The 17897-nt window shown below is 70.8% G+C and carries 15 protein-coding genes and 1 riboswitch; of the genes, 7 read left to right on the top strand and 8 right to left on the bottom strand.

All coding sequences use genetic code 11. The features are described 5' to 3' along the window. Positions 1 to 7: 7 nt before the first annotated feature. The 3 genes from trpA (at position 8) to lgt (ending at position 2758) form a co-directional block, all read left to right on the top strand. Positions 8 to 802, top strand: coding sequence for a tryptophan synthase subunit alpha (gene trpA / locus EV186_RS17390; RefSeq protein ID WP_133850391.1), 795 nt, complete (start codon positions 8 to 10; stop codon positions 800 to 802). A gap of 165 nt (positions 803 to 967) precedes the next feature. Then, positions 968 to 1540 (top strand): Uma2 family endonuclease, encoded by a 573-nt coding sequence (locus EV186_RS17385; protein ID WP_166659219.1) that lies wholly within the window; start codon positions 968 to 970, stop codon positions 1538 to 1540. Positions 1541 to 1570: 30 nt separating this feature from the next. Beyond that, positions 1571 to 2758 (top strand): prolipoprotein diacylglyceryl transferase, encoded by a 1188-nt coding sequence (lgt, locus tag EV186_RS17380; RefSeq protein ID WP_133850389.1) that lies wholly within the window; start codon positions 1571 to 1573, stop codon positions 2756 to 2758. A gap of 14 nt (positions 2759 to 2772) precedes the next feature. Here the strand turns inward: lgt and EV186_RS17375 are convergent, their stop codons facing one another. The 3 genes from EV186_RS17375 to EV186_RS17365 are packed head-to-tail and all read right to left on the bottom strand — an operon-like array spanning position 2773 to position 5614. Beyond that, positions 2773 to 3561, bottom strand: a complete 789-nt coding sequence (locus tag EV186_RS17375) for an ABC transporter ATP-binding protein (RefSeq protein ID WP_133850388.1) — start codon at positions 3559 to 3561, stop codon at positions 2773 to 2775. Beyond that, a complete protein-coding gene (locus EV186_RS17370; RefSeq protein ID WP_133850387.1) occupies positions 3561 to 4613 on the bottom strand; it encodes a FecCD family ABC transporter permease in 1053 nt (350 codons plus the stop codon). Before EV186_RS17370 ends, EV186_RS17375 begins: the two co-directional genes overlap by 1 nt. Next, the gene (locus EV186_RS17365; protein ID WP_133850386.1) at positions 4613 to 5614 is read right to left on the bottom strand and encodes an ABC transporter substrate-binding protein; all 1002 of its coding nucleotides are present in this window, start codon (positions 5612 to 5614) and stop codon (positions 4613 to 4615) included. The genes EV186_RS17370 and EV186_RS17365 overlap by 1 nt, the downstream gene beginning before the upstream one ends. A gap of 95 nt (positions 5615 to 5709) precedes the next feature. After that, positions 5710 to 5849: riboswitch (cobalamin riboswitch) on the bottom strand. Between the two features lie 177 nt (positions 5850 to 6026). Here EV186_RS17365 and gltB point away from each other — a divergent pair. From gltB to EV186_RS17350, 3 genes are read left to right on the top strand one after another with little or no spacing between them, the layout of a single operon-like run. Further along, entirely contained in the window at positions 6027 to 10556 is a 4530-nt protein-coding gene (gltB, locus tag EV186_RS17360; RefSeq protein ID WP_133851301.1) for a glutamate synthase large subunit, read from the top strand. Then, positions 10549 to 12051 carry a glutamate synthase subunit beta gene (locus EV186_RS17355; RefSeq protein ID WP_133850385.1) on the top strand — a complete coding sequence of 501 codons (1503 nt, stop codon included), beginning with the start codon at positions 10549 to 10551 and terminating at the stop codon, positions 12049 to 12051. The genes gltB and EV186_RS17355 overlap by 8 nt, the downstream gene beginning before the upstream one ends. 29 nt (positions 12052 to 12080) lie before the next feature. Next, complete coding sequence (locus EV186_RS17350) at positions 12081 to 12548, top strand: SRPBCC domain-containing protein (protein WP_133850384.1); 468 nt, start codon at positions 12081 to 12083, stop codon at positions 12546 to 12548. 1 nt (position 12549) lies between these two features. Here the strand turns inward: EV186_RS17350 and EV186_RS17345 are convergent, their stop codons facing one another. From EV186_RS17345 to EV186_RS38950, 5 genes are all read right to left on the bottom strand, one after another. Continuing rightward, positions 12550 to 12924, bottom strand: a complete 375-nt coding sequence (locus tag EV186_RS17345) for a hypothetical protein (RefSeq protein ID WP_133850383.1) — start codon at positions 12922 to 12924, stop codon at positions 12550 to 12552. Positions 12925 to 12991: 67 nt separating this feature from the next. Further along, on the bottom strand, positions 12992 to 14005 hold the full coding sequence (locus EV186_RS17340; RefSeq protein WP_208115664.1) for an SPFH domain-containing protein: 1014 nt from the start codon (positions 14003 to 14005) through the stop codon (positions 12992 to 12994). A 90-nt stretch (positions 14006 to 14095) separates the two neighbouring features. Next, complete coding sequence (locus EV186_RS17335; RefSeq protein WP_133850382.1) at positions 14096 to 15538, bottom strand: aromatic amino acid ammonia-lyase; 1443 nt, start codon at positions 15536 to 15538, stop codon at positions 14096 to 14098. Positions 15539 to 15583: 45 nt separating this feature from the next. After that, the gene (locus EV186_RS17330; protein ID WP_133850381.1) at positions 15584 to 16024 is read right to left on the bottom strand and encodes a hypothetical protein; all 441 of its coding nucleotides are present in this window, start codon (positions 16022 to 16024) and stop codon (positions 15584 to 15586) included. Continuing rightward, positions 16017 to 17168: a hypothetical protein gene (locus tag EV186_RS38950; protein ID WP_166659217.1), complete on the bottom strand. Its 1152-nt coding sequence runs from the start codon at positions 17166 to 17168 to the stop codon at positions 16017 to 16019. The genes EV186_RS17330 and EV186_RS38950 overlap by 8 nt, the downstream gene beginning before the upstream one ends. 87 nt (positions 17169 to 17255) lie before the next feature. Here EV186_RS38950 and EV186_RS38945 point away from each other — a divergent pair, with 87 nt between their 5' ends. Continuing rightward, positions 17256 to 17831: a DUF3558 family protein gene (locus tag EV186_RS38945; RefSeq protein ID WP_166659216.1), complete on the top strand. Its 576-nt coding sequence runs from the start codon at positions 17256 to 17258 to the stop codon at positions 17829 to 17831. The last annotated feature ends 66 nt before the right edge of the window (positions 17832 to 17897 follow it).

The following is a 17897-nucleotide window of genomic DNA, read 5'->3' as shown; positions in this document are numbered from 1 at the left end:
AATCCTGATGGGCGCGCTCGACCAGTTGTTCGCGTCCACCCGCGCCGAAGGCCGGGCCGCGCTGGTCGGTTACCTGCCCGCCGGCTACCCCACGGTCGACGCCTCGGCCGACCTGCTCACGGCCATGGTGGAGTCGGGCTGCGACCTGGTCGAGGTCGGCGTGCCGTACTCCGACCCGGTGATGGACGGGCCCACGATCCAGGCCGCGGCCGACGAGGCGCTGCGCGCCGGTTTCCGGTTGCGGGACCTGTTCACCGTGGTGGAGCGGGTCAGCTCGGCCGGCGGCCGAGCCGTCGTGATGACGTACTGGAACCCCGTGCACCGCTACGGCGTCGACCGCTTCGCCCGCGACCTGGCGGCGGCCGGTGGGCTCGGCATCATCACCCCGGACCTCATCCCGGACGAGGCGGGGGACTGGCTCGAGGCGTCGCAGGCGCACGGACTCGACCGCATCTTCCTGATCGCGCCGTCGTCGTCGACCGAGCGCATCCACATGACGATGGACGCGTCCAGCGGGTTCGTGTACGCGACCGCGGTGATGGGCGTGACCGGCGCCCGCGACCAGGTCGGCGCCAAGGCGGCGGACCTCGCGCAGCGCGCCCACGAGCACAGCGAGCTGCCGGTGGGCATCGGCCTCGGCATCCGCTCGGGCGACCAGGCGGCCGAGGTGGCCGGGTTCGCCGACGCGGTGATCGTCGGGTCGGCGTTCGTGGCGGCCGCGCGTGAGGGCGTGGATCGCGTGCGTGCGCTGGCGGGCGAGCTGGCCGACGGTGTCCGGCGCCCGGTGCGCGCGGCGGTCTGAGGCCTCGCCAACCAACCCCACCATCGAGTGAACCTCCGGACGCAGCCCCGGTTGACCAGCTCGTTGTGTCGGTGGCAACGGGGATCGTCGTCGCATGGTCCCCACCACTGCCGTGCCGGCATGCGACACTGGACCGGCACCTGTCCTCCCGGAGGTGAGGCGCGCATGGCCGCACCGATCGAGCACGAACCCGAATACCTGCTGCCCCTGCACCGAGGGCCATGGACCCTCGACGATGTTCTTGCCCTTCCGGACGACAGCGAGACCGGCCAACGAGTCGAACTCGTCGGCGGAGGGCTGCTCGTGAGCCCGATCGGCAATTTCCGCCACCAGAGGCTTATCGGCGACGCCTACAGCGCGTTGCGTAATGCCGCTCCGCGGCACCTGGAAGCTACCGTCGAGCTGAACGTGCAGATGCCGCACGGACAGCTGCTCATCCCGGACTTCACCGTGGTCCGGCGCCGCGACTTCGACGGGGTGCTGTTCCCGGTCGAGGACGTGGTGCTGGTCGGCGAGGTGATCTCGCCGACCGGCCGGACGCAGGACAAGGTGCTCAAGCGCGATCTCTACGCCAAGGCCGGCGTGCCCTTCTACCTCTTGGTGGACCCGGAGACGAAGCCGGTTTGCCTGACGCTCCTCGCACTCGACGGTGACGAATACGCCGAAGCGGCGGTGAGCCGGGACGGGGTGCTGGCCGTGACCGAACCGTTCCCCGTGCGGCTCGACCTGCTGACCTAGGCCACACACGCGCCCGTTACGGTGGCCCTCGTGACGACTGCGGCGAGCCTCTACCTGGCGAACATCCCCAGCCCGGACCGCGGGGTGTGGAACATCGACCTCGGCGCCCTCACCATCCCCATAAGGGCGTATGCGCTGTGCATCATCGCCGGCATCATCCTCGCGATCTGGTGGGGCGAGCGGCGGCTCATCGCGCGTGGCGGCCGTCAGGGTGACGTGCTGGACATCGCCGTGTTCGCGGTGCCGTTCGGGCTGGTCGGCGGGCGGCTCTACCACGTCGCCACGGACTACTACCGGTACTTCGGCGCGGGCAAGAACCCGCTCAACGCGTTGAAGGTGTGGGACGGCGGCCTCGGCATCTGGGGCGCCATCGCGCTCGGTGCGGTCGGCGCCTACATCGGCTGCAAGCGCAAGGGGATCCCGCTGCCGGTTTTCGCCGACGCGGTCGCGCCGGGCGTCGTCGCCGCCCAGGCCGTGGGCCGCATCGGCAACTACTTCAACCAGGAGCTCTACGGCGGCTCGACGAACCTGCCGTGGGGCCTGGAGATCTACGTCCGCCAGCCGGACAACCTGACCGGCGTCGCCGTCCCGGGCCACCCGCAGATCGACGGCAGCCCGTTCCACCCGACGTTCCTGTACGAGCTCATCTGGAACCTGCTCGTCGCGGCGCTCGTGGTCTACCTCGACCGCAGGCTGCGCCTGGGTCACGGCCGCGCGTGCGCCGTCTACGTCGCCGGCTACACGCTGGGCCGCGGCTGGATCGAGATGATGCGCACCGACCCGGCGACCATGGTGTTCGGCGTGCGCATCAACGTGTGGGTCTCGTTGCTGGTGTTCCTTGGCGCGATCACCTACTTCGTGCTGGCCCGCGCCAAGGGTGAGCGCGAGGACCTGGTCGCCTTGCGTGCCGCCTTCGAAGGCGAAACCCCGCCTGCGTCCACTGAGGACACTGAAGGCGCTGCGGAAACCAAGGACTCTGCGGACACCGAAGGCGCCGGCGACACCGACGACACCGACGACACCGCGGTGGCGAAGGACGAGGACGTCAAGGCCGACGAGCCGGAAACCGAAGCGGCCGAGGCAAAAGCCGAGCCGGGGGCCGAGGAAGCCAAGCCCGAGGCCACGCCCGAGCCCGAAGCAACGACCGAAGCCACGACCGAGGCGAAGGACGCCGGCACCCCGGCCGAAGCCGAGGAAGAGGCCAAGTCCGGCAAGTAGGTCAGCTCATCGAGTCAGCCGTCGAGCTCGGCCGGCCGCCGGCGCACCGGCGCGATCACGATCTCGCCACCGCTGGTTTCGAGCACCTCGACGTCCGCGTCGTAGTGCTTGGCCAGCAACTCGGGCGTCAACACCTCCGCGGGCTTGCCCGATGCGACCACCCCGCCCTCGGCGAGCAGCAGCAGCCGGTCGGCGTACTGAGCGGCGAACGTCAGGTCGTGCAGCGTGCTGACCACGGTGGTGCCGTCCTCGGTGCGCAACCGGTCGACCAGTTCGAGCAGCGCCTGCGCGTGCCCGATGTCCAGGCCGGTGGTCGGCTCGTCCAGCAGCAGCAACCCGGCCTGCTGCGCGAGCACCCGGGCCAGCACGGCCCGCTGCCGCTCACCACCGGACAACGTGGTCAGCGCGCGCCCGGCGAGCCCGCGCAGGTCGAGGCGGGCCAGCACCCCGGCGACCACCTCCAGGTCCGTGCGGCTCTCCCGGGCCAGCGTGCCGAGGTGCGGGGTGCGGCCGAGCAGCACGTAGTCGGTCACCGACATGCCCTCGGGCAGCGTCGGCGTCTGCGGTGAGTACCCGATCAGCCGCGCTCGTTCGCGCGCGCTGAGTTCGTGCGTGGCCCGGTCGGCGACCTCGATCGTGCCGGTCGCGTGGACCAGCCCGGCCACCGCCTTGAGCAGGGTCGACTTGCCCGCACCGTTCGGCCCGATGATGGCGAGCCAGCCCCCGGCCGGTACATCCACGGACACGTCGCGGACCACCGGATCGCCGCGGTAACCGGCGGCCACCGACGTCAGCCGCAGCATCACGCGAACCGCCGCCGCTGCGTGTAGAGCACGAACACGAAGAACGGCGCACCGGTGAACGCGGTGATCACGCCCAGCGGGAGCTCGGCGGGGGCGAACGCGGTGCGGGCGATCTGGTCGGCGATGATCATGAACGTGGCGCCGCCGAGGATGGTCACGGGCAGCACGATCCGGTAGCTGGTGCCCGCGAGCAGCCGCACCACGTGCGGCACCACGATGCCCACGAACCCGATCAGCCCGCTCACCGACACGGCGGCGGCGGTGGCGAGCGACGCGGCCAGCACCACGACCAGCCGCACCCGATCCGGTCGCACACCGAGGGAAGCGGCCTCCTCGTCGCCGACCGCGAGCACGTCGAGCAACCGTCCACAAAGGCACAACACGACCAGGGCGGGGGCGATGTAGGGCAGCGCGACCCGCAGGTCCTGCCATCCGGTGGTGTTCAGCCCGCCGAGCATCCAGCTGTAGACCTGCTTGATGGTGTCGGTGTTGAGCTGCTGCACGAACGTCTGGATCGCGGTCAGGAACGCCGTCACCGCGACCCCGGCGAGCAGCAGCACCGCCGTGTTGCTCGACCCGGCGGACGCCGACCGGCCGAGCAACCACGTCAGCCCGACCCCCACGAGCGCGCCGACGAAGGCCGCGCCCGGCACCGCGCCCGGCAGCGTGGCGAGGAACACGGTCACCATCGTCGCACCGAGCCCGGCCCCCGCGGCGGCACCGAGCAGGTACGGGTCGGCCAGCGGGTTGCGGAACACGCCCTGGTAGGCGGCCCCGGCACACGCCAGCGCGGCGCCGACCACCCCGGCCAGCACGATCCGCGGCACCCGCAGCTGCCACAGGATCGCGGCCTCGTTGTCGGTCAGCGGCGACGTGCCGCCGGTCAGCTGGGCCCAGATCTCGTGCAGCACCCGGGTCCAGCCGAGGTCGGCGGCGCCGAGGCACACCGACACGAGCACCGTGAGCAGCAGCACCAGCAGCGCGACGACCAGCACCACGGGCGAGAGCACGGAACGCCTGCTCGCCCGCGGTGTGGCCGTCGCGGTCGCCATTACCGGGTTTCCTGCTTCGCCGCCTTGTCGACGGCGGTGCCCACGGCCTGCACGAGGTCGACCAGGCGCGGGCCCCAGCGCGAGGCGATGTCGTCGTCGAGCTCGACCACGTTGCCGTTCCGCACGGCCTTCAGCTTCGACCAGCCGGGCCGCTTGGCCACGACCTGCGCGTTCTGCCCGCAGCACTTGGTGTCGGCCAGGAACACCAGGTCGGGGTTGGCCGCGCTGACCGCCTCGGCGGACAGCTGCGGGTAGCCACCGGCCTCCGGGGCCTTGTCGGCGATGTTGGTCATGCCGAACTGGGCGAACACCTGCCCGATGAACGTCTTGGACGTCACGGAGTAGAAGGTCTGGTCGAGCTCGTAGTAGAAGCTCAGCGGCGTGGCCGGCTTCGTGGTGCCGTCCACGATCGACTTGATGCGGCCCTGCGTGTCGGTGACGAGCTTCGTCGCCTCCTGGGTGTGGCCGGTGGCCTTGCCGAGCAGGGTCATCTGGTCCAAGGCGTCCTGCAGCGTGTTCGGCGCGGCCAGCACGAGCACCGGGATGTGCACCTTGCTCAGGTTCTCGGTCAGCTTGCCGGTGTCACCCGAGGCGACGACCAGGTCGGGCTTGTAGCCCGCGATGGCCTCGGCGTTCGGGTTCAGCGCGGAGAGCTTGGTCTTGGGTGCCTCGGCCGGGTAGCTGGACTGGTCGTCCACGGCCACCACCTGCTTGCCCGCGCCCAGCGCGAACAGCGTCTCGGTGCTGGTCGGGCTGAGCGAGACGATGTGCTGGGGCTGCGCGTTCAGCGTGAGCGGCGCGCCCCCGGGCACGGTCAGGGTGACCGGGAAAGCGGGCGCGGCGGCCGCTCCGGACGACCCGCTCGTGGCCGGGGCCGGGTTGTCGGAGTGGCTCGCGCAGCCCGCGAGCAGCGCGATGACGGCGAGCAGGGGGAGCAGCAGCGCCGCGCGGAGGCGGCTGCGCCGACGAGCGGGCCGACGGGTGGGCCGGTGGGTGGACATGGCGACCTCTGGTCTCTGGTCCGGCCGCGAGACCCGCCGCCGCGACCGGCACACGGCGGCCGGCCGGGACGCCGTGCCTCTGCACCGGAAGCTTCATGGCGTCGACGCGGGTGACAGGCGGCCTGGCTTGCGGTCGTGGGTGACCGTTCACAGTTGCGGGACAGCGCCGGGTTCGCACCGGACTTCGCTTCCACCTGCGTCAGCGGGGGACGCTACCAGGCGCGTCGCCCGGCCACCCCGGCCAGCCGCCCGCGATGAGGTGCCGCGCGGGTTACTCGGCTGTTAAGCTCGAATGACTTTGGGCCATCGCCGTCCCAGCCCCCGTACCCCATCGTGGTCTGTTGCTGACCATCATGCAGCCGCGCGTGCGCAGGCTGAGGACGACGAGGAGGACAGACCCGTGTCTTCATCCATCCCCTTCTCCGCCCTCCCGTCCAAACAGGCCCTCTACGACCCGGCGGCCGAACAGGACTCCTGTGGCGTGGCCATGGTCGCCGACATCCAGGGCAGGCGCTCGCACGGCATCGTCGCCGACGCGCTGGTGGCGCTGGCCAACCTGGAGCACCGCGGCGCCGCCGGGGCCGAGCCCACCAGCGGCGACGGCGCGGGCATCCTGGTCCAGATCCCGGACGAGCTCCTGCGTTCGGTGACGGAGTTCGCCCTGCCCGAGCGCGGCCACTACGCCGCGGGCATCGCGTTCCTGCCCGCCGACGCGGACGAGCGGGCGCGGGCGGTCGCGACGATCGAGAAGCTCGCCGAGGAAGAGGCCCTGACCGTCCTCGGCTGGCGTTCGCTGCCGGTCGAGACCGCGGGCGTGGGCGCGAGTGCGCTCGCGGTCATGCCGTACTTCTCGATGCTCTTCCTCGCCCCCAAAGACGGTGAGCAGGGTGTCGAGCTGGACCGGCTGGCGTACTGCCTGCGCAAGCGGGCCGAGCACGAGACCGCGGCGTCCGGGTACCCGGTCTACTTCCCGTCGCTGTCCGCCCGCACCTTGGTCTACAAGGGAATGCTCACCACGGCGCAGCTGCCGGTGTTCTTCCCCGACCTCACCGACGAGCGGCTGACCAGCGCGATCGCCGTGGTGCACAGCCGGTTCTCCACCAACACGTTCCCGTCGTGGCCGCTCGCGCACCCGTTCCGGTTCGTCGCGCACAACGGGGAGATCAACACCATCCGCGGCAACCGCAACCGCATGCGTGCCCGCGAGGCGCTGCTGTCGTCGAGCCTGATCCCCGGCGACCTGACCCGGCTCTACCCGATCGTCGACCCGGCCGGCTCGGACTCCGCCTCCTTCGACGAGGTGCTGGAGCTGCTGCACCTCGGCGGGCGCAGCCTCCCGCACGCGGTGCTGATGATGGTCCCGGAGGCGTGGGAGAACCACAGGACCATGGACCCGGCTCGGCGCGGGTTCTACCAGTTCCACTCCAGCCTGATGGAGCCGTGGGACGGGCCCGCCTGCGTGACGTTCACCGACGGCCAGGTGGTCGGCGCGGTGCTCGACCGCAACGGCCTGCGCCCGGCGCGCTGGTGGCGCACCAAGGACGACCGCGTGGTGCTGGCCAGCGAGACCGGCGTGCTCGACCTGCGCCCGGACCAGGTGGTGGCCAAGGGCCGGCTGCAACCGGGCCGGATGTTCCTCGTGGACACCGAGGCCGGCCGGATCCTGGACGACGACGAGGTCAAGAGCGACCTCGCGGCGCAGCTGCCGTACGAGGAGTGGCTGCACGCCGGACTGATGCAGATCGCCGACCTGCCCGACCGCGAGCACGTCGTGCAGACCCACGAGTCGGTCATGCGCCGCCAGCTCACCTTCGGCTACACCGAGGAAGAGCTGAAGATCCTGCTCACGCCCATGGCCTTGAAGGGCGCCGAGCCGATCGGGTCGATGGGCACCGACACGCCGCCGGCCGTGCTGTCGCAGCGTTCGCGGCTGCTCTACGACTACTTCAAGCAGAACTTCGCGCAGGTCACCAACCCGCCGCTGGACGCGATCCGCGAGGAGATCGTCACGTCGGTGCAGCGCATCATGGGCCCGGAGCAGAACCTGCTCGACCCGGGCCCGGCTTCGTGCCGGCACATCCAGCTGCCGTACCCGGTGATCGACAACGACGAGCTGGCCAAGCTCATCCACATCAACGACGACGGCGACCTGCCAGGCTTCTCCTGTGCCGTCCTCAAGGGACTGTATGAAGTGGATGGTGGCGGCCATGCCCTGGCCGCCGCGCTGCAACGCCTGCGCCGCAACGCCTCCGAGGCGATCGAAGGTGGCGCGCGGATCCTGGTGCTCTCCGACCGGGACTCCGACCACAAGATGGCGCCGATCCCGTCCCTGCTGTTGGTGTCGGCCGTGCACCACCACCTGGTGCGCACCAAGGAACGCTTGCGGGTCGCGCTGGTGGTGGAGAGCGGCGACGCTCGCGAGGTGCACCACATCGCGTTGCTGCTGGGCTACGGCGCCGCCGCGGTGAACCCGTACCTGGCGTTCGAGACCATCGAGGACCTGATCCGGCGCGGCACGATCACCGGCGTGGAGAAGCACGTCGCCGTGCGCAACTACGTCTCGGCGCTGGTCAAGGGCGTGCTGAAGATCATGTCCAAGATGGGCATCTCGACCGTCGGCGCCTACACCGCCGCGCAGGTCTTCGAGTCCCTCGGGCTCTCGGAGAGCCTGCTCGACGAGTACTTCACCGGCACGGCGTCCAAGCTCGGCGGCGTCGGGCTGGACGTGCTGGCCGAGGAGGTCGCCGCCCGCCACCGCCGCGCCTACCCGGACAACCCGGCCGAGCGCGTGCACCGGCGCCTGGAGGTCGGCGGCGAGTACGCCTACCGGCGCGAGGGCGAGCTGCACCTGTTCACCCCGGAGACCGTGTTCCTGCTGCAGCACGCCAGCAAGACCGGCCGCATGGAGGTGTACCGCCGTTACGTCGAGGAGGTGGAACGCCTCAACCGCGAGGGTGGCGCGCTGCGCGGCATGTTCGAGGTCAAACCGGCCCGCGAACCGGTGCCGCTGGCCGAGGTCGAGCCGGTTGAGGCGATCACCAGGCGGTTCGCCACCGGCGCGATGTCCTACGGCTCGATCTCCGCCGAGGCGCACGAAACCCTTGCCATCGCGATGAACGAGCTCGGCGGCAAGTCGAACACCGGCGAGGGCGGCGAGGACCGCGACCGGCTCTACGACCCGAGGCGGCGCTCCGCGGTCAAGCAGGTCGCGAGTGGACGGTTCGGCGTGACGAGCGAGTACCTGGTCAACGCCGACGACATCCAGATCAAGATGGCGCAGGGCGCGAAGCCCGGCGAGGGCGGCCAGCTGCCGCCGAACAAGGTGTACCCGTGGATCGCGCGCACCCGGCACTCGACCGCCGGGGTCGGGCTGATCTCGCCGCCACCGCACCACGACATCTACTCCATCGAGGACCTCGCCCAGCTCATCCACGACCTGAAGAACGCCAACGAGCACGCCCGCGTGCACGTGAAGCTGGTCAGCGAGCTCGGCGTCGGCACGGTCGCCGCGGGCGTGGCCAAGGCGCACGCGGACGTCGTGCTGATCTCGGGGCACGACGGCGGCACCGGCGCGTCGCCGCTGAACTCGCTCAAGCACGCGGGCACCCCGTGGGAGATCGGCCTCGCCGAGACCCAGCAGACGTTGCTGCTCAACGGGTTGCGCGACCGGATCACCGTGCAGGTGGACGGGGCGATGAAGACCGGCCGGGACGTGATCGTCGCCGCGTTGCTCGGCGCCGAGGAGTACGGCTTCGCCACGGCGCCGCTGATCGTGGCCGGGTGCGTGATGATGCGGGTGTGCCACCTGGACACGTGCCCGGTCGGCGTGGCGACGCAGAACCCGAAGCTGCGCGAGCGCTACACCGGTCAGGCCGAGCACGTGGTCAACTACTTCCGGTTCATCGCCGAGGAAGTCCGGGAGTGGTTGGCGCGTCTGGGTTTCCGGACGCTCGACGAGGCGATCGGCCGGGCCGACCTGCTCGACGTGGACGCGGCGGTCACGCACTGGAAGGCGGGCGGGCTCGACCTCGCGCCCGTGTTCGCGATGCCGGAACCCGCCTTCGGCAGCGCCCGGCGCCGGGTGCGTGCGCAGGACCACGGCCTCGACCGCGCGCTGGACCGGACGCTGATCGAGCTGGCGGACAAGGCGTTGGAGGACGCGCTGCCGGTGGCGATCGACCTGCCGGTGCGCAACGTCAACCGGACGGTCGGCACCCTGCTCGGCGCCGAGATCACCCGCCGCTACGGCGCGGACGGTCTCGATGACGGCACTGTGTCGATCACGCTGACCGGCTCCGCGGGCCAGTCGCTCGGCGCGTTCCTGCCCAAGGGCGTGGCGATCGACCTCATCGGCGATGCCAACGACTACGTGGGCAAGGGCTTGTCGGGTGGACGGATCGTGGTGCGCCCGCACCCCGACTCGGCGTTCGCCGCCGAACTGCAGGTGATCGCGGGCAACGTGATCGGCTACGGCGCCACCAGCGGCGAGATCTACCTGCGCGGGCGCGTGGGGGAGCGGTTCTGCGTGCGCAACTCCGGGGCCACGGCGGTGGTCGAGGGCGTCGGCGACCACGCCTTCGAGTACATGACCGGCGGGCTCGCCGTGGTGCTCGGCCCGGTCGGGCGCAACCTGGCCGCGGGCATGTCCGGCGGCGTCGCGTACGTGCTCGATCTCGACAAGCGCCAGGTGAACCGGGAGATGGTCGAGCTGCAACGCCCCAGCGCCGACGACCTCCGCGAGCTGCGGAAGGTGGTGCAGCGCCACAAGGACCTGACCGGGTCGGCGGTGGCGGCGTCGCTGCTCGGCGACTGGACGCGGCGGGCCGCGTCGTTCACCAAGGTCATGCCGCGCGACTACCAGCGGGTGCTGGAGGCCGCGCGGATCGCGCAGTCGGAGGGCCGCGATGTCGACGCGGCGGTGATGGAGGCGTCCCGTGGCTGACCCGACCGGTTTCCTCAAGCGCCCGCGCAAGGAGGCGCCCAAGCGCCCGGTGGCCGAGCGGCTCGGCGACTGGCACGAGGTGTACGCGGCCCTCGATCCGTCCACACGCGACACAGCGGTGCGCGAACAGGCCGGGCGCTGCATGGATTGCGGCATCCCGTTCTGCCACTCCGGCACCGCCGGGTGTCCACTCGGGAACCTGATCCCGGAGTGGAACGACCTGGTCCGGGCCGGCGACTGGCAGCTCGCCGCCGACCGGCTGCACGCCACCAACAACTTCCCGGAGTTCACCGGCAAGCTGTGCCCGGCGCCGTGCGAGGCGGCGTGCGTGCTGGCGATCTCGCCGGCCTCGGAGGGCGCGGTCACGATCAAGCGCGTCGAGGAGACGATCGCCGAGCACGCCTGGGAGGACGGCGTGGTCACAGCAGGCACGCCTGGCGTGTCGACAGGCAAGTCGGTCGCGGTGGTCGGTTCCGGCCCGGCCGGGCTCGCGGCGGCGCAGCAACTGACCCGTGCCGGGCACGAGGTGACCGTCTACGAGCGGGACGACCGGCTCGGCGGGTTGCTGCGCTACGGCATCCCCGAGTTCAAGCTGGAGAAGTCCGTTGTGGACCGTCGGCTCGCGCAACTGCGGGCCGAGGGCACGAGGTTCGTGACCGGCTGCGAGGTCGGCGTGGACGTTTCCGTGGAGGAACTGCGGGCCCGCCACGACGCCGTGGTGCTGGCCGTCGGTGCGTTGCGCGGGCGCGATGCCGACCTGCCCGGCCGCTCGCTGAACGGCGTGCACCTGGCCATGGAGCACCTGGTGCCCGCCAACCGCGCCTGCGAAGGCGACGGCGATACCCCGATCTCCGCGGCGGGCAAGCACGTCGTCATCATCGGCGGCGGCGACACGGCAGCCGACTGCTACGGCACGGCGACCCGCCAGGGCGCGTTGTCGGTGACCCAGCTCGACCAGTACCCGCAAGGCCCGGACGTCCGCGACGACGAGCGTTCGCCGTGGCCGACCTGGCCGTTGATCCTGCGCACGTACCCGGTGCACGAGGAGACCGGCGATCGCCGCTTCGCTGTCGGCGTCCAGGAGTTCGTCGGCGACGAGGACGGCAACGTCAAGGCGGTCCGCCTGCGGGAGGTCGCCGTGACCCGCTCGGAAACCGGTGAGCGCGTGGTGACGCCGGTCGACGACACCGTCGAGGAACTGCCGGCCACGATGGTCCTGCTGGCGATCGGCTTCGAGGGCGTGGAGCACATGCCGTTGCTGGACGGCCTCGGGCTGACCCTGAGCAAGCGCGGCAGCCTGTCATGCGGGCCGGACTGGCAGACCTCGGCGCCCGGCGTCTTCGTCTGCGGGGATGCCCACCGCGGCGCTTCCCTTGTGGTGTGGGCGATCGCGGAGGGCCGGTCGGTCGCGCACGCGGTGGACGCGTACCTGACCGGTTCGTCGAACCTGCCGTCGCCGGTGCACCCGACGGCGTTGCCGCTGGCGGTCGTCTGACGGTCGTCCGCCAGGCCTAGACTCCGGCCATGACGAGGATCGATCGCGCCGGCAAGGTGGTCGCGGCGGCACCGGAAGCGGTCTACGCGGCCCTGCTCGACCGGGACGCGCTCGAGGCCTGGCTGCCGCCCGCGGGCATGCGCGGGCGGATCGACCACTGGGATCCGCGACCCGGCGGCGGGTTCCGGATGGTTCTGACCTACCTCGACGCGGAAGGCAGCCCGGGCAAGACCTCCGACTCGACGGACGTCGTCGAGGTCGGGTTCGCCGAGCTGACACCCCCGAATCGGGTGGTGCAGACGGCGGTCTTCGAGGCAGACGACCCGGCCTACGCGGGCACCATGACGATGACGTGGCAGTTGGCCGCCACTGACGGCGGGACCGAGGTGACCGTCACCGCGACGGACGTGCCACCGGGGATCGACCAAGCGCAGCACGAGGCCGGGATCGCGTCCTCGCTGGCCAACCTGGCGGCTCACGTCGAGGCAGCCGGCTGACTCAGTCGCTGGTGAACTCCTTGCGCACCTTGGGTTCGGCCGGGCCGCCCTTGCGCGGCAACCACACGGCAAGTGCCCCAAGCAACACCGTCGGCACGGCCAGCAACGCCATGAACCCGACGAACGTCGTCCGCCGCTGATCGCAATCGCGGAGGATCCCGGGCACGGCCTCCGAAGCGACCCCTGACGACGGCAACGTGTCCGTGACGTGGTGGACGTTCGCCGTGTCCAGCCACTCGTCGGACGGCCAGCCGGCGCCCGCGACCGAGCCGCACGACACGGTGGCCGGGTTGTCCTTGAACGACAGCTGCGGATTGCCGAAGAACAGGTACAACATCACCAAGAAAAGCACCACGGCGAGCGTTCCGGCCGTCATGCGCATATCCGCTCCTCGATTGATCTTCGCGGTCGTTCCGGACAACCCGGCACAGTACGGACCGAGGTCAGTGCCCGGTAAGGGGAACCGATGCGTTCGCGCCCGGTGCGTAGACCGTGACGTTCGGCGGGATCGCCTTCATCACGTCGATCTGCGCGCACGCGGGGCAGGCGTTGTAGCCGCGCTGGCGCGCCTCGTTCGCCTGCGCGTCGGCCTGTGCCTGCGACACCCGCGCCTGGGACTCGCTCACCTGCGCGTACGCGGCCTGCGCCTTGTCCACGGCGGCCTGCACCGACTCAGGCAGCGTGACCCGGGACAGGTTGAAGTGGATGTTGGTGAGGTAGTCGCCGCCCAGGGTGCTGCGGATGTCCTGCTGCAGGCTGGTGTTGATCGCGTTCTGCACCTTCGCGATGTTGCCGTTGCTGGACTGCCCGCCCGCCGGCTGCGGCTTGCCGCCCTGGTTCTGCACCAGCGCGCAACTCGACACCAGCTCCGCGCACCGGAAGCTGTTGACCTGCTCGCGCAGATCGTTGTCGATCACCGGCCGGATGATCTGGTCGAGGAAGCTCGACCAGCCCTCGTCGCCGTCCCACGCGTTGCGCATCGCGCCGTCGGCGCCGCGGAACTGGCGCGTGCCGAACTTGTTGTCGAACTCCATCAGCACGTTGTGGTCGAGGTTCAGGTTGAAGTAGAACGTGCCCTCGATGCCCATGTTCACGCCGTCGCTGGACGGGACGGTCACCACGTCGACGCCCGTGCGGTCGCCGTTGCCGGTGGACGTGATCGTGTAGAACCGTTGCTGCGCCGGGTACCGGTGCACGACCGACCACCAGCCGCTCCAGGTCACCGACGAACCGGGGTCGATCACCTCGCGGATCTTGTTGTCGTCCAGCCAGCCACCGTTGCGCACCACGGCGACCTCGCCGCCGTTGGTCTTGGTGAAGCCGCCGATCGCGCCGATGATCGCCGGGATGACCACGGCGAGTGCCGTGACGACCAGCAGCAGGCGCCTGCCCCTGCCCAGCCGCATGCCGCCGAATCGAACGCCGGGCAGCTTGCTACGCACATTCTTGGTGTCCACGAGTGCTTTCCTCCGATGACCAACCTCGAAACGACAGCGCAGCTTGGCACCACGAGGTCGGGTGGCGGAGCGGTTTCGCCGAACTGACGACTACAGCTCGGCGAAGTCGTCCAAAAGGGACTCCGCGCGCTGCACGTCACCGGTCAGCGAGTGGTCGGTGAGATCCGGGTCGAGCACGCCGTCGGCCAGGTCGAACGCGGCGCGCACCGGGATGTCCACCAGTTCCGCCTGGCGCATCCGCAACGCGCGCACGGCCGCGACCAGTTCGCACGCGAGCACCTGCCGGTAGGCGATCCCGGCGGTCGCGGCCTGCCGGGCGGCCTGGGTAGCGAAGCTGGCGTGGTCCTCCAGGCCACGGGAGACGACCGCCGTGCCGAGCGTCACCGGCAAAGCGGCCTGGCGAAGCCGTGCCAGCGCGTCGTGGGCGACGTATTCGAGGATCATCACGCCGGAGCTGCCGGGCGGGCCGGAGGCGAGGAAGGCGGGCAGATCGGTCTGCTCCGGCTCGACGAGGTCGCTCAGCCGCGCGGCCGAGAGCTCCGCGACGTGGTGCACCGCCGCGCGGGCCTGGTCGAGGGCGATCGCGATGTAGGCGGTGTGGAAGTGCGCGTGGTGGAACACGTCCTGCGCCTCGACGGAGACCATCGGGTTCTCGGTGGAGGAGTTGATCTCCACGCGGAGCACCTCGTGCAGGTAGTCCACGGCGTCGAGGGCCGGGCCCTGCACTTGCGGGAACGCCCGCAGGCCGTAGGTGTCCTGCAGGCGCCGTCCCGGCTTGGGCAGGCCGACCATGCCGAGCAGCCGCCGGATCTCGGCCGCGCACCGGATCTGGCCGGGGTGCGGGCGGGCCAGGTGCACCGCAGTGGCATAGGCCTCGGGGTTGCCGTCGAGGGCCACAAAGGACAGCGCGGCCACGACGTGGCTGGCCCGCAGCAGGTGGTGCAGTTCCCGGGCGGCCAGCACGGCTTGGGCCAGGGTGGCCGCGTTGCTGCTCATGAACGCGAGCGCGTCGCCCGTGTCGATGGGCACGGTCGGGATGCCGCCGGTGGCCCACGGCCGCTCACCGGCAAGGGTCAGCCCGGTCTCGGCCAACGCGGTCAGGTCGCCGGTGCCGACCGAGCCGACCGAGCGGACCAGAGGGAGCGAACCGGAGTTCAACGCGTCGGCCAGCGCGGTGATCAGCCGCGGGTGCGCCCCCGAGCGGCCCGCCGCCAGTTGGTTGAGCCGGATGAGCAGCATGGCCCGGACCTTCTCGGGCGCCAGCGGGTCGCCGATGCCGCCGGCGTGACTGCGCAACAGCCGGCGGCCGTGCTCGGTGGAGGACTCGGGATCGAGCTGCTCGATGCGCAACGCGCCGACGCCGGTGGTGCGCCCGTAGACCTCGCGACGGCCGATCAACTCGGTGACCAGGTGGAAGGAAGCGTCGGCTCGGTCCATCACCGCCGGGTCCACCAACACGCTCGCCCCGGCCGCCACCCTGGCCACGTCCTCGCAGGTCAGGGCGTTGCCGTCGACCAGTACTTGCTCCGCCATGCCGTCATTGTGCGACCAGCCCGCGGCCGGGGCGCGGCCCGGGGGCTACCAGGCGTCGCGCATGACGGAACCGCCCTCGTCATCGTGGCCCTCGTCGTCGTGGCCCCCGCCGCCGTGACCCCCGGTGTGCGGCGCCGGTGCCGGCTCCTCGGCCGGCTCCTCCTGTGGACCGTCCGCCATCAGCTTGGTCAACCGCTTCTTGCCGTACTCCTGCAAGGCGCGGACCTCGGGCACGGCGTCCGCCCGGCCGCGCAGCACGTCGTCCCACGTGAGCTTCTTGGCCCGCACCAACGCATCCACCGCCCGCAGCTCCTTGCTCGCCGCCGGGTCCTTGGCCGCCTCGGACAACTCCTCCGGCGACGGGCCGGCGTATTCGGGAACCGGGGTCTCGTAGGCCCGCATCAGCTCGGTGCGCAGGGTGCCGAACGCGGAGTCCACGCGGTGCAGCATGTCCTGGAGATCGGGTGGCAGCTCGTGATCAGGCACCGGGCCTCCTGGGGTGGTCGCCGACCTGGTAGCGGCCGGTCGGGGCGTTGGTCAGGTCGCCGATGTCGGCGAGGCGGGTCAGGTCGGCGCCGACCCGCGCGGCGTGCTCGCCCTGCGCGATCCTGTCCTTGATCGGGGCGAGCTTCTCCTCGAGCTTGCCCTCGGCGAACCCCTTGGGGTCCTTGGCGAACTCGACGACGGTCTTGACCTCCTCGATGGCCGTGCGCAGTTCGTCGACGAGCTTCTTGGCCTTCTGGATGATGTCGATGACCTCGCGGACGGTCTTGTAGGCCTTGTACTCGCCCCACAGCGGGATCCACGCGCTGGCGACCGCGTCCTTGATCTTGTCGACGGCCTTGCCGAGCACCTCGACCATGAACTTGGCGACCTTCTCGATCTCGGTCGCCACCGACTTGTAGATCTCGCCGACGGTCCGGTTCAGCGGCCCCTCGTAGGAGATCGCGTCGGTCAGGTGCCCCAGGTAGGCGGTGAACTCCTGCGCGGCGCCCCCGTCCCAGTGCTCGTCGAGCCGGGGCAGCGCCGAGGTGAGGTTGTCGCTCGCGGTCTCCGCGGCGTCCCCGCACAGGGCGAGCACCTCACCCTTCTGCGTGAGTGCGGTCCACTTGCCGGACAACGGTTCCACGATCTCCGACACCGGGCTCCAGCCGGTGACGAAGTTGATCACGTCGTCGACGGCGTTGATGGTGCCGCCCACGTCGTCGAGCAGGGCGCGGATGTCGGCGTCCTGCTGAGCGGGGGCGTGCAGACCGGCCGTCGGGTCGGTGCCGGCCGGGAACGCCGCCGGGTGCTCGAAGTCGCGGTACCCGGTGAGCGCGCCGTTGACGTCGTTGAACTCCGTGTACGAGTACTTGTCGGCCCCGGTGTAGGCCCAGGCGGCGCGGTTCAACTCGTCGCCGGTGTACGCGGCGTTGAGCCCGCGCGAGTAGAACCGGTCGCCGAGCTTGTCGGCGTAGGTGTCCACCGGGTCCTTGATCAGCTCCATCAGCCCGGTGAACCCGCCGTCGCTGCGGGCGTGGTCCCGGCCGAACCCGCCGATCTTCGCAACTTGGTCGATACCGACCGTCTTGACCAGTTTCCCGTACCCCGCAACGTATTCCGGTTTGACCGAAAAGGACTCGCCCATCCGCTGACCCCTCTCTGTGGTTGCCGCAATGATGTTCGAGGCCGGGCCGGTGCGTGGGTGATCCGGCCAATCGGCCAAGATGTCGCGGTGCGCGACTGGAAGATCCCGGCCCTGTCCACGGCCGCGGCGACAACGCTGTTCTTGCTCGCAACCGGTTGCGGGACAAGCGATCCCGCTCCGACCGCGGCGCCGCCGACGTCGACGGCACCCAGCGCGCCGGCCTCCGGAACTTCCGGGGAAAACTCCGATCCGGCCCCGACGTCGGTCACGGTCCGTGATCAGGCCTGGGCCGCGGTGGATCCGTGCAAGCTGCTGCAACCGGCTCAGCTCAAGCCGTTCCTGGCCAACACCCCCGCGAAGCCCAGCCGCGCCGACGCCGACGGCAAGCACGTTTGTGCGTGGGGCGACGGCGAGTTCCGCAGCGTCCGGCTCTCGGTGTGGCAACCCGCGTCCACCGATGAGCTGGCCAAGGACGCTGTCCGGCAGGTGTCGGTCGGCGGCCGCGAGGCCCACGTCGTGCGCGACGCCGAGTACACCTGCGAGATCCAGGTCGGCGATCAGCGGATGGCCGTCAACCTGCAGGCGGTGACCACCGACAAGGTCGAGCTCTGTGGCGACACCACCACCGCGCTGACCGCTGTCGTGAGCCAACTGCACTGGTAGATCGCCCAGACCGGACAGAACGCGCCGCAAGGACGAATTCACCCGGAAAGTGGTTTTGGCACCACT

This window comes from Labedaea rhizosphaerae (genome assembly GCF_004362825.1).
Taxonomy (GTDB): Bacteria; Actinomycetota; Actinomycetes; order Mycobacteriales; family Pseudonocardiaceae; genus Labedaea; species Labedaea rhizosphaerae.
The sequence above is the reverse complement of the archived record's forward strand: the minus strand, read 5'-3'. Positions and strand labels throughout refer to the sequence as shown.

Coding starts and splice junctions, on each gene's coding strand:
- EV186_RS17370 (WP_133850387.1), bottom strand. CDS start 4,613: ATGGCGACCGCGACGGCCACACCGCGGGCGAGCAGGCGTTCCGTGCTC.
- trpA (WP_133850391.1), top strand. CDS start 8: ATGGGCGCGCTCGACCAGTTGTTCGCGTCCACCCGCGCCGAAGGCCGG.
- EV186_RS17385 (WP_166659219.1), top strand. CDS start 968: ATGGCCGCACCGATCGAGCACGAACCCGAATACCTGCTGCCCCTGCAC.
- EV186_RS17350 (WP_133850384.1), top strand. CDS start 12,081: ATGACGAGGATCGATCGCGCCGGCAAGGTGGTCGCGGCGGCACCGGAA.
- EV186_RS17335 (WP_133850382.1), bottom strand. CDS start 15,538: ATGGCGGAGCAAGTACTGGTCGACGGCAACGCCCTGACCTGCGAGGAC.
- EV186_RS17345 (WP_133850383.1), bottom strand. CDS start 12,924: ATGACGGCCGGAACGCTCGCCGTGGTGCTTTTCTTGGTGATGTTGTAC.
- EV186_RS38950 (WP_166659217.1), bottom strand. CDS start 17,168: ATGGGCGAGTCCTTTTCGGTCAAACCGGAATACGTTGCGGGGTACGGG.
- EV186_RS17375 (WP_133850388.1), bottom strand. CDS start 3,561: ATGCTGCGGCTGACGTCGGTGGCCGCCGGTTACCGCGGCGATCCGGTG.
- EV186_RS17365 (WP_133850386.1), bottom strand. CDS start 5,614: ATGTCCACCCACCGGCCCACCCGTCGGCCCGCTCGTCGGCGCAGCCGC.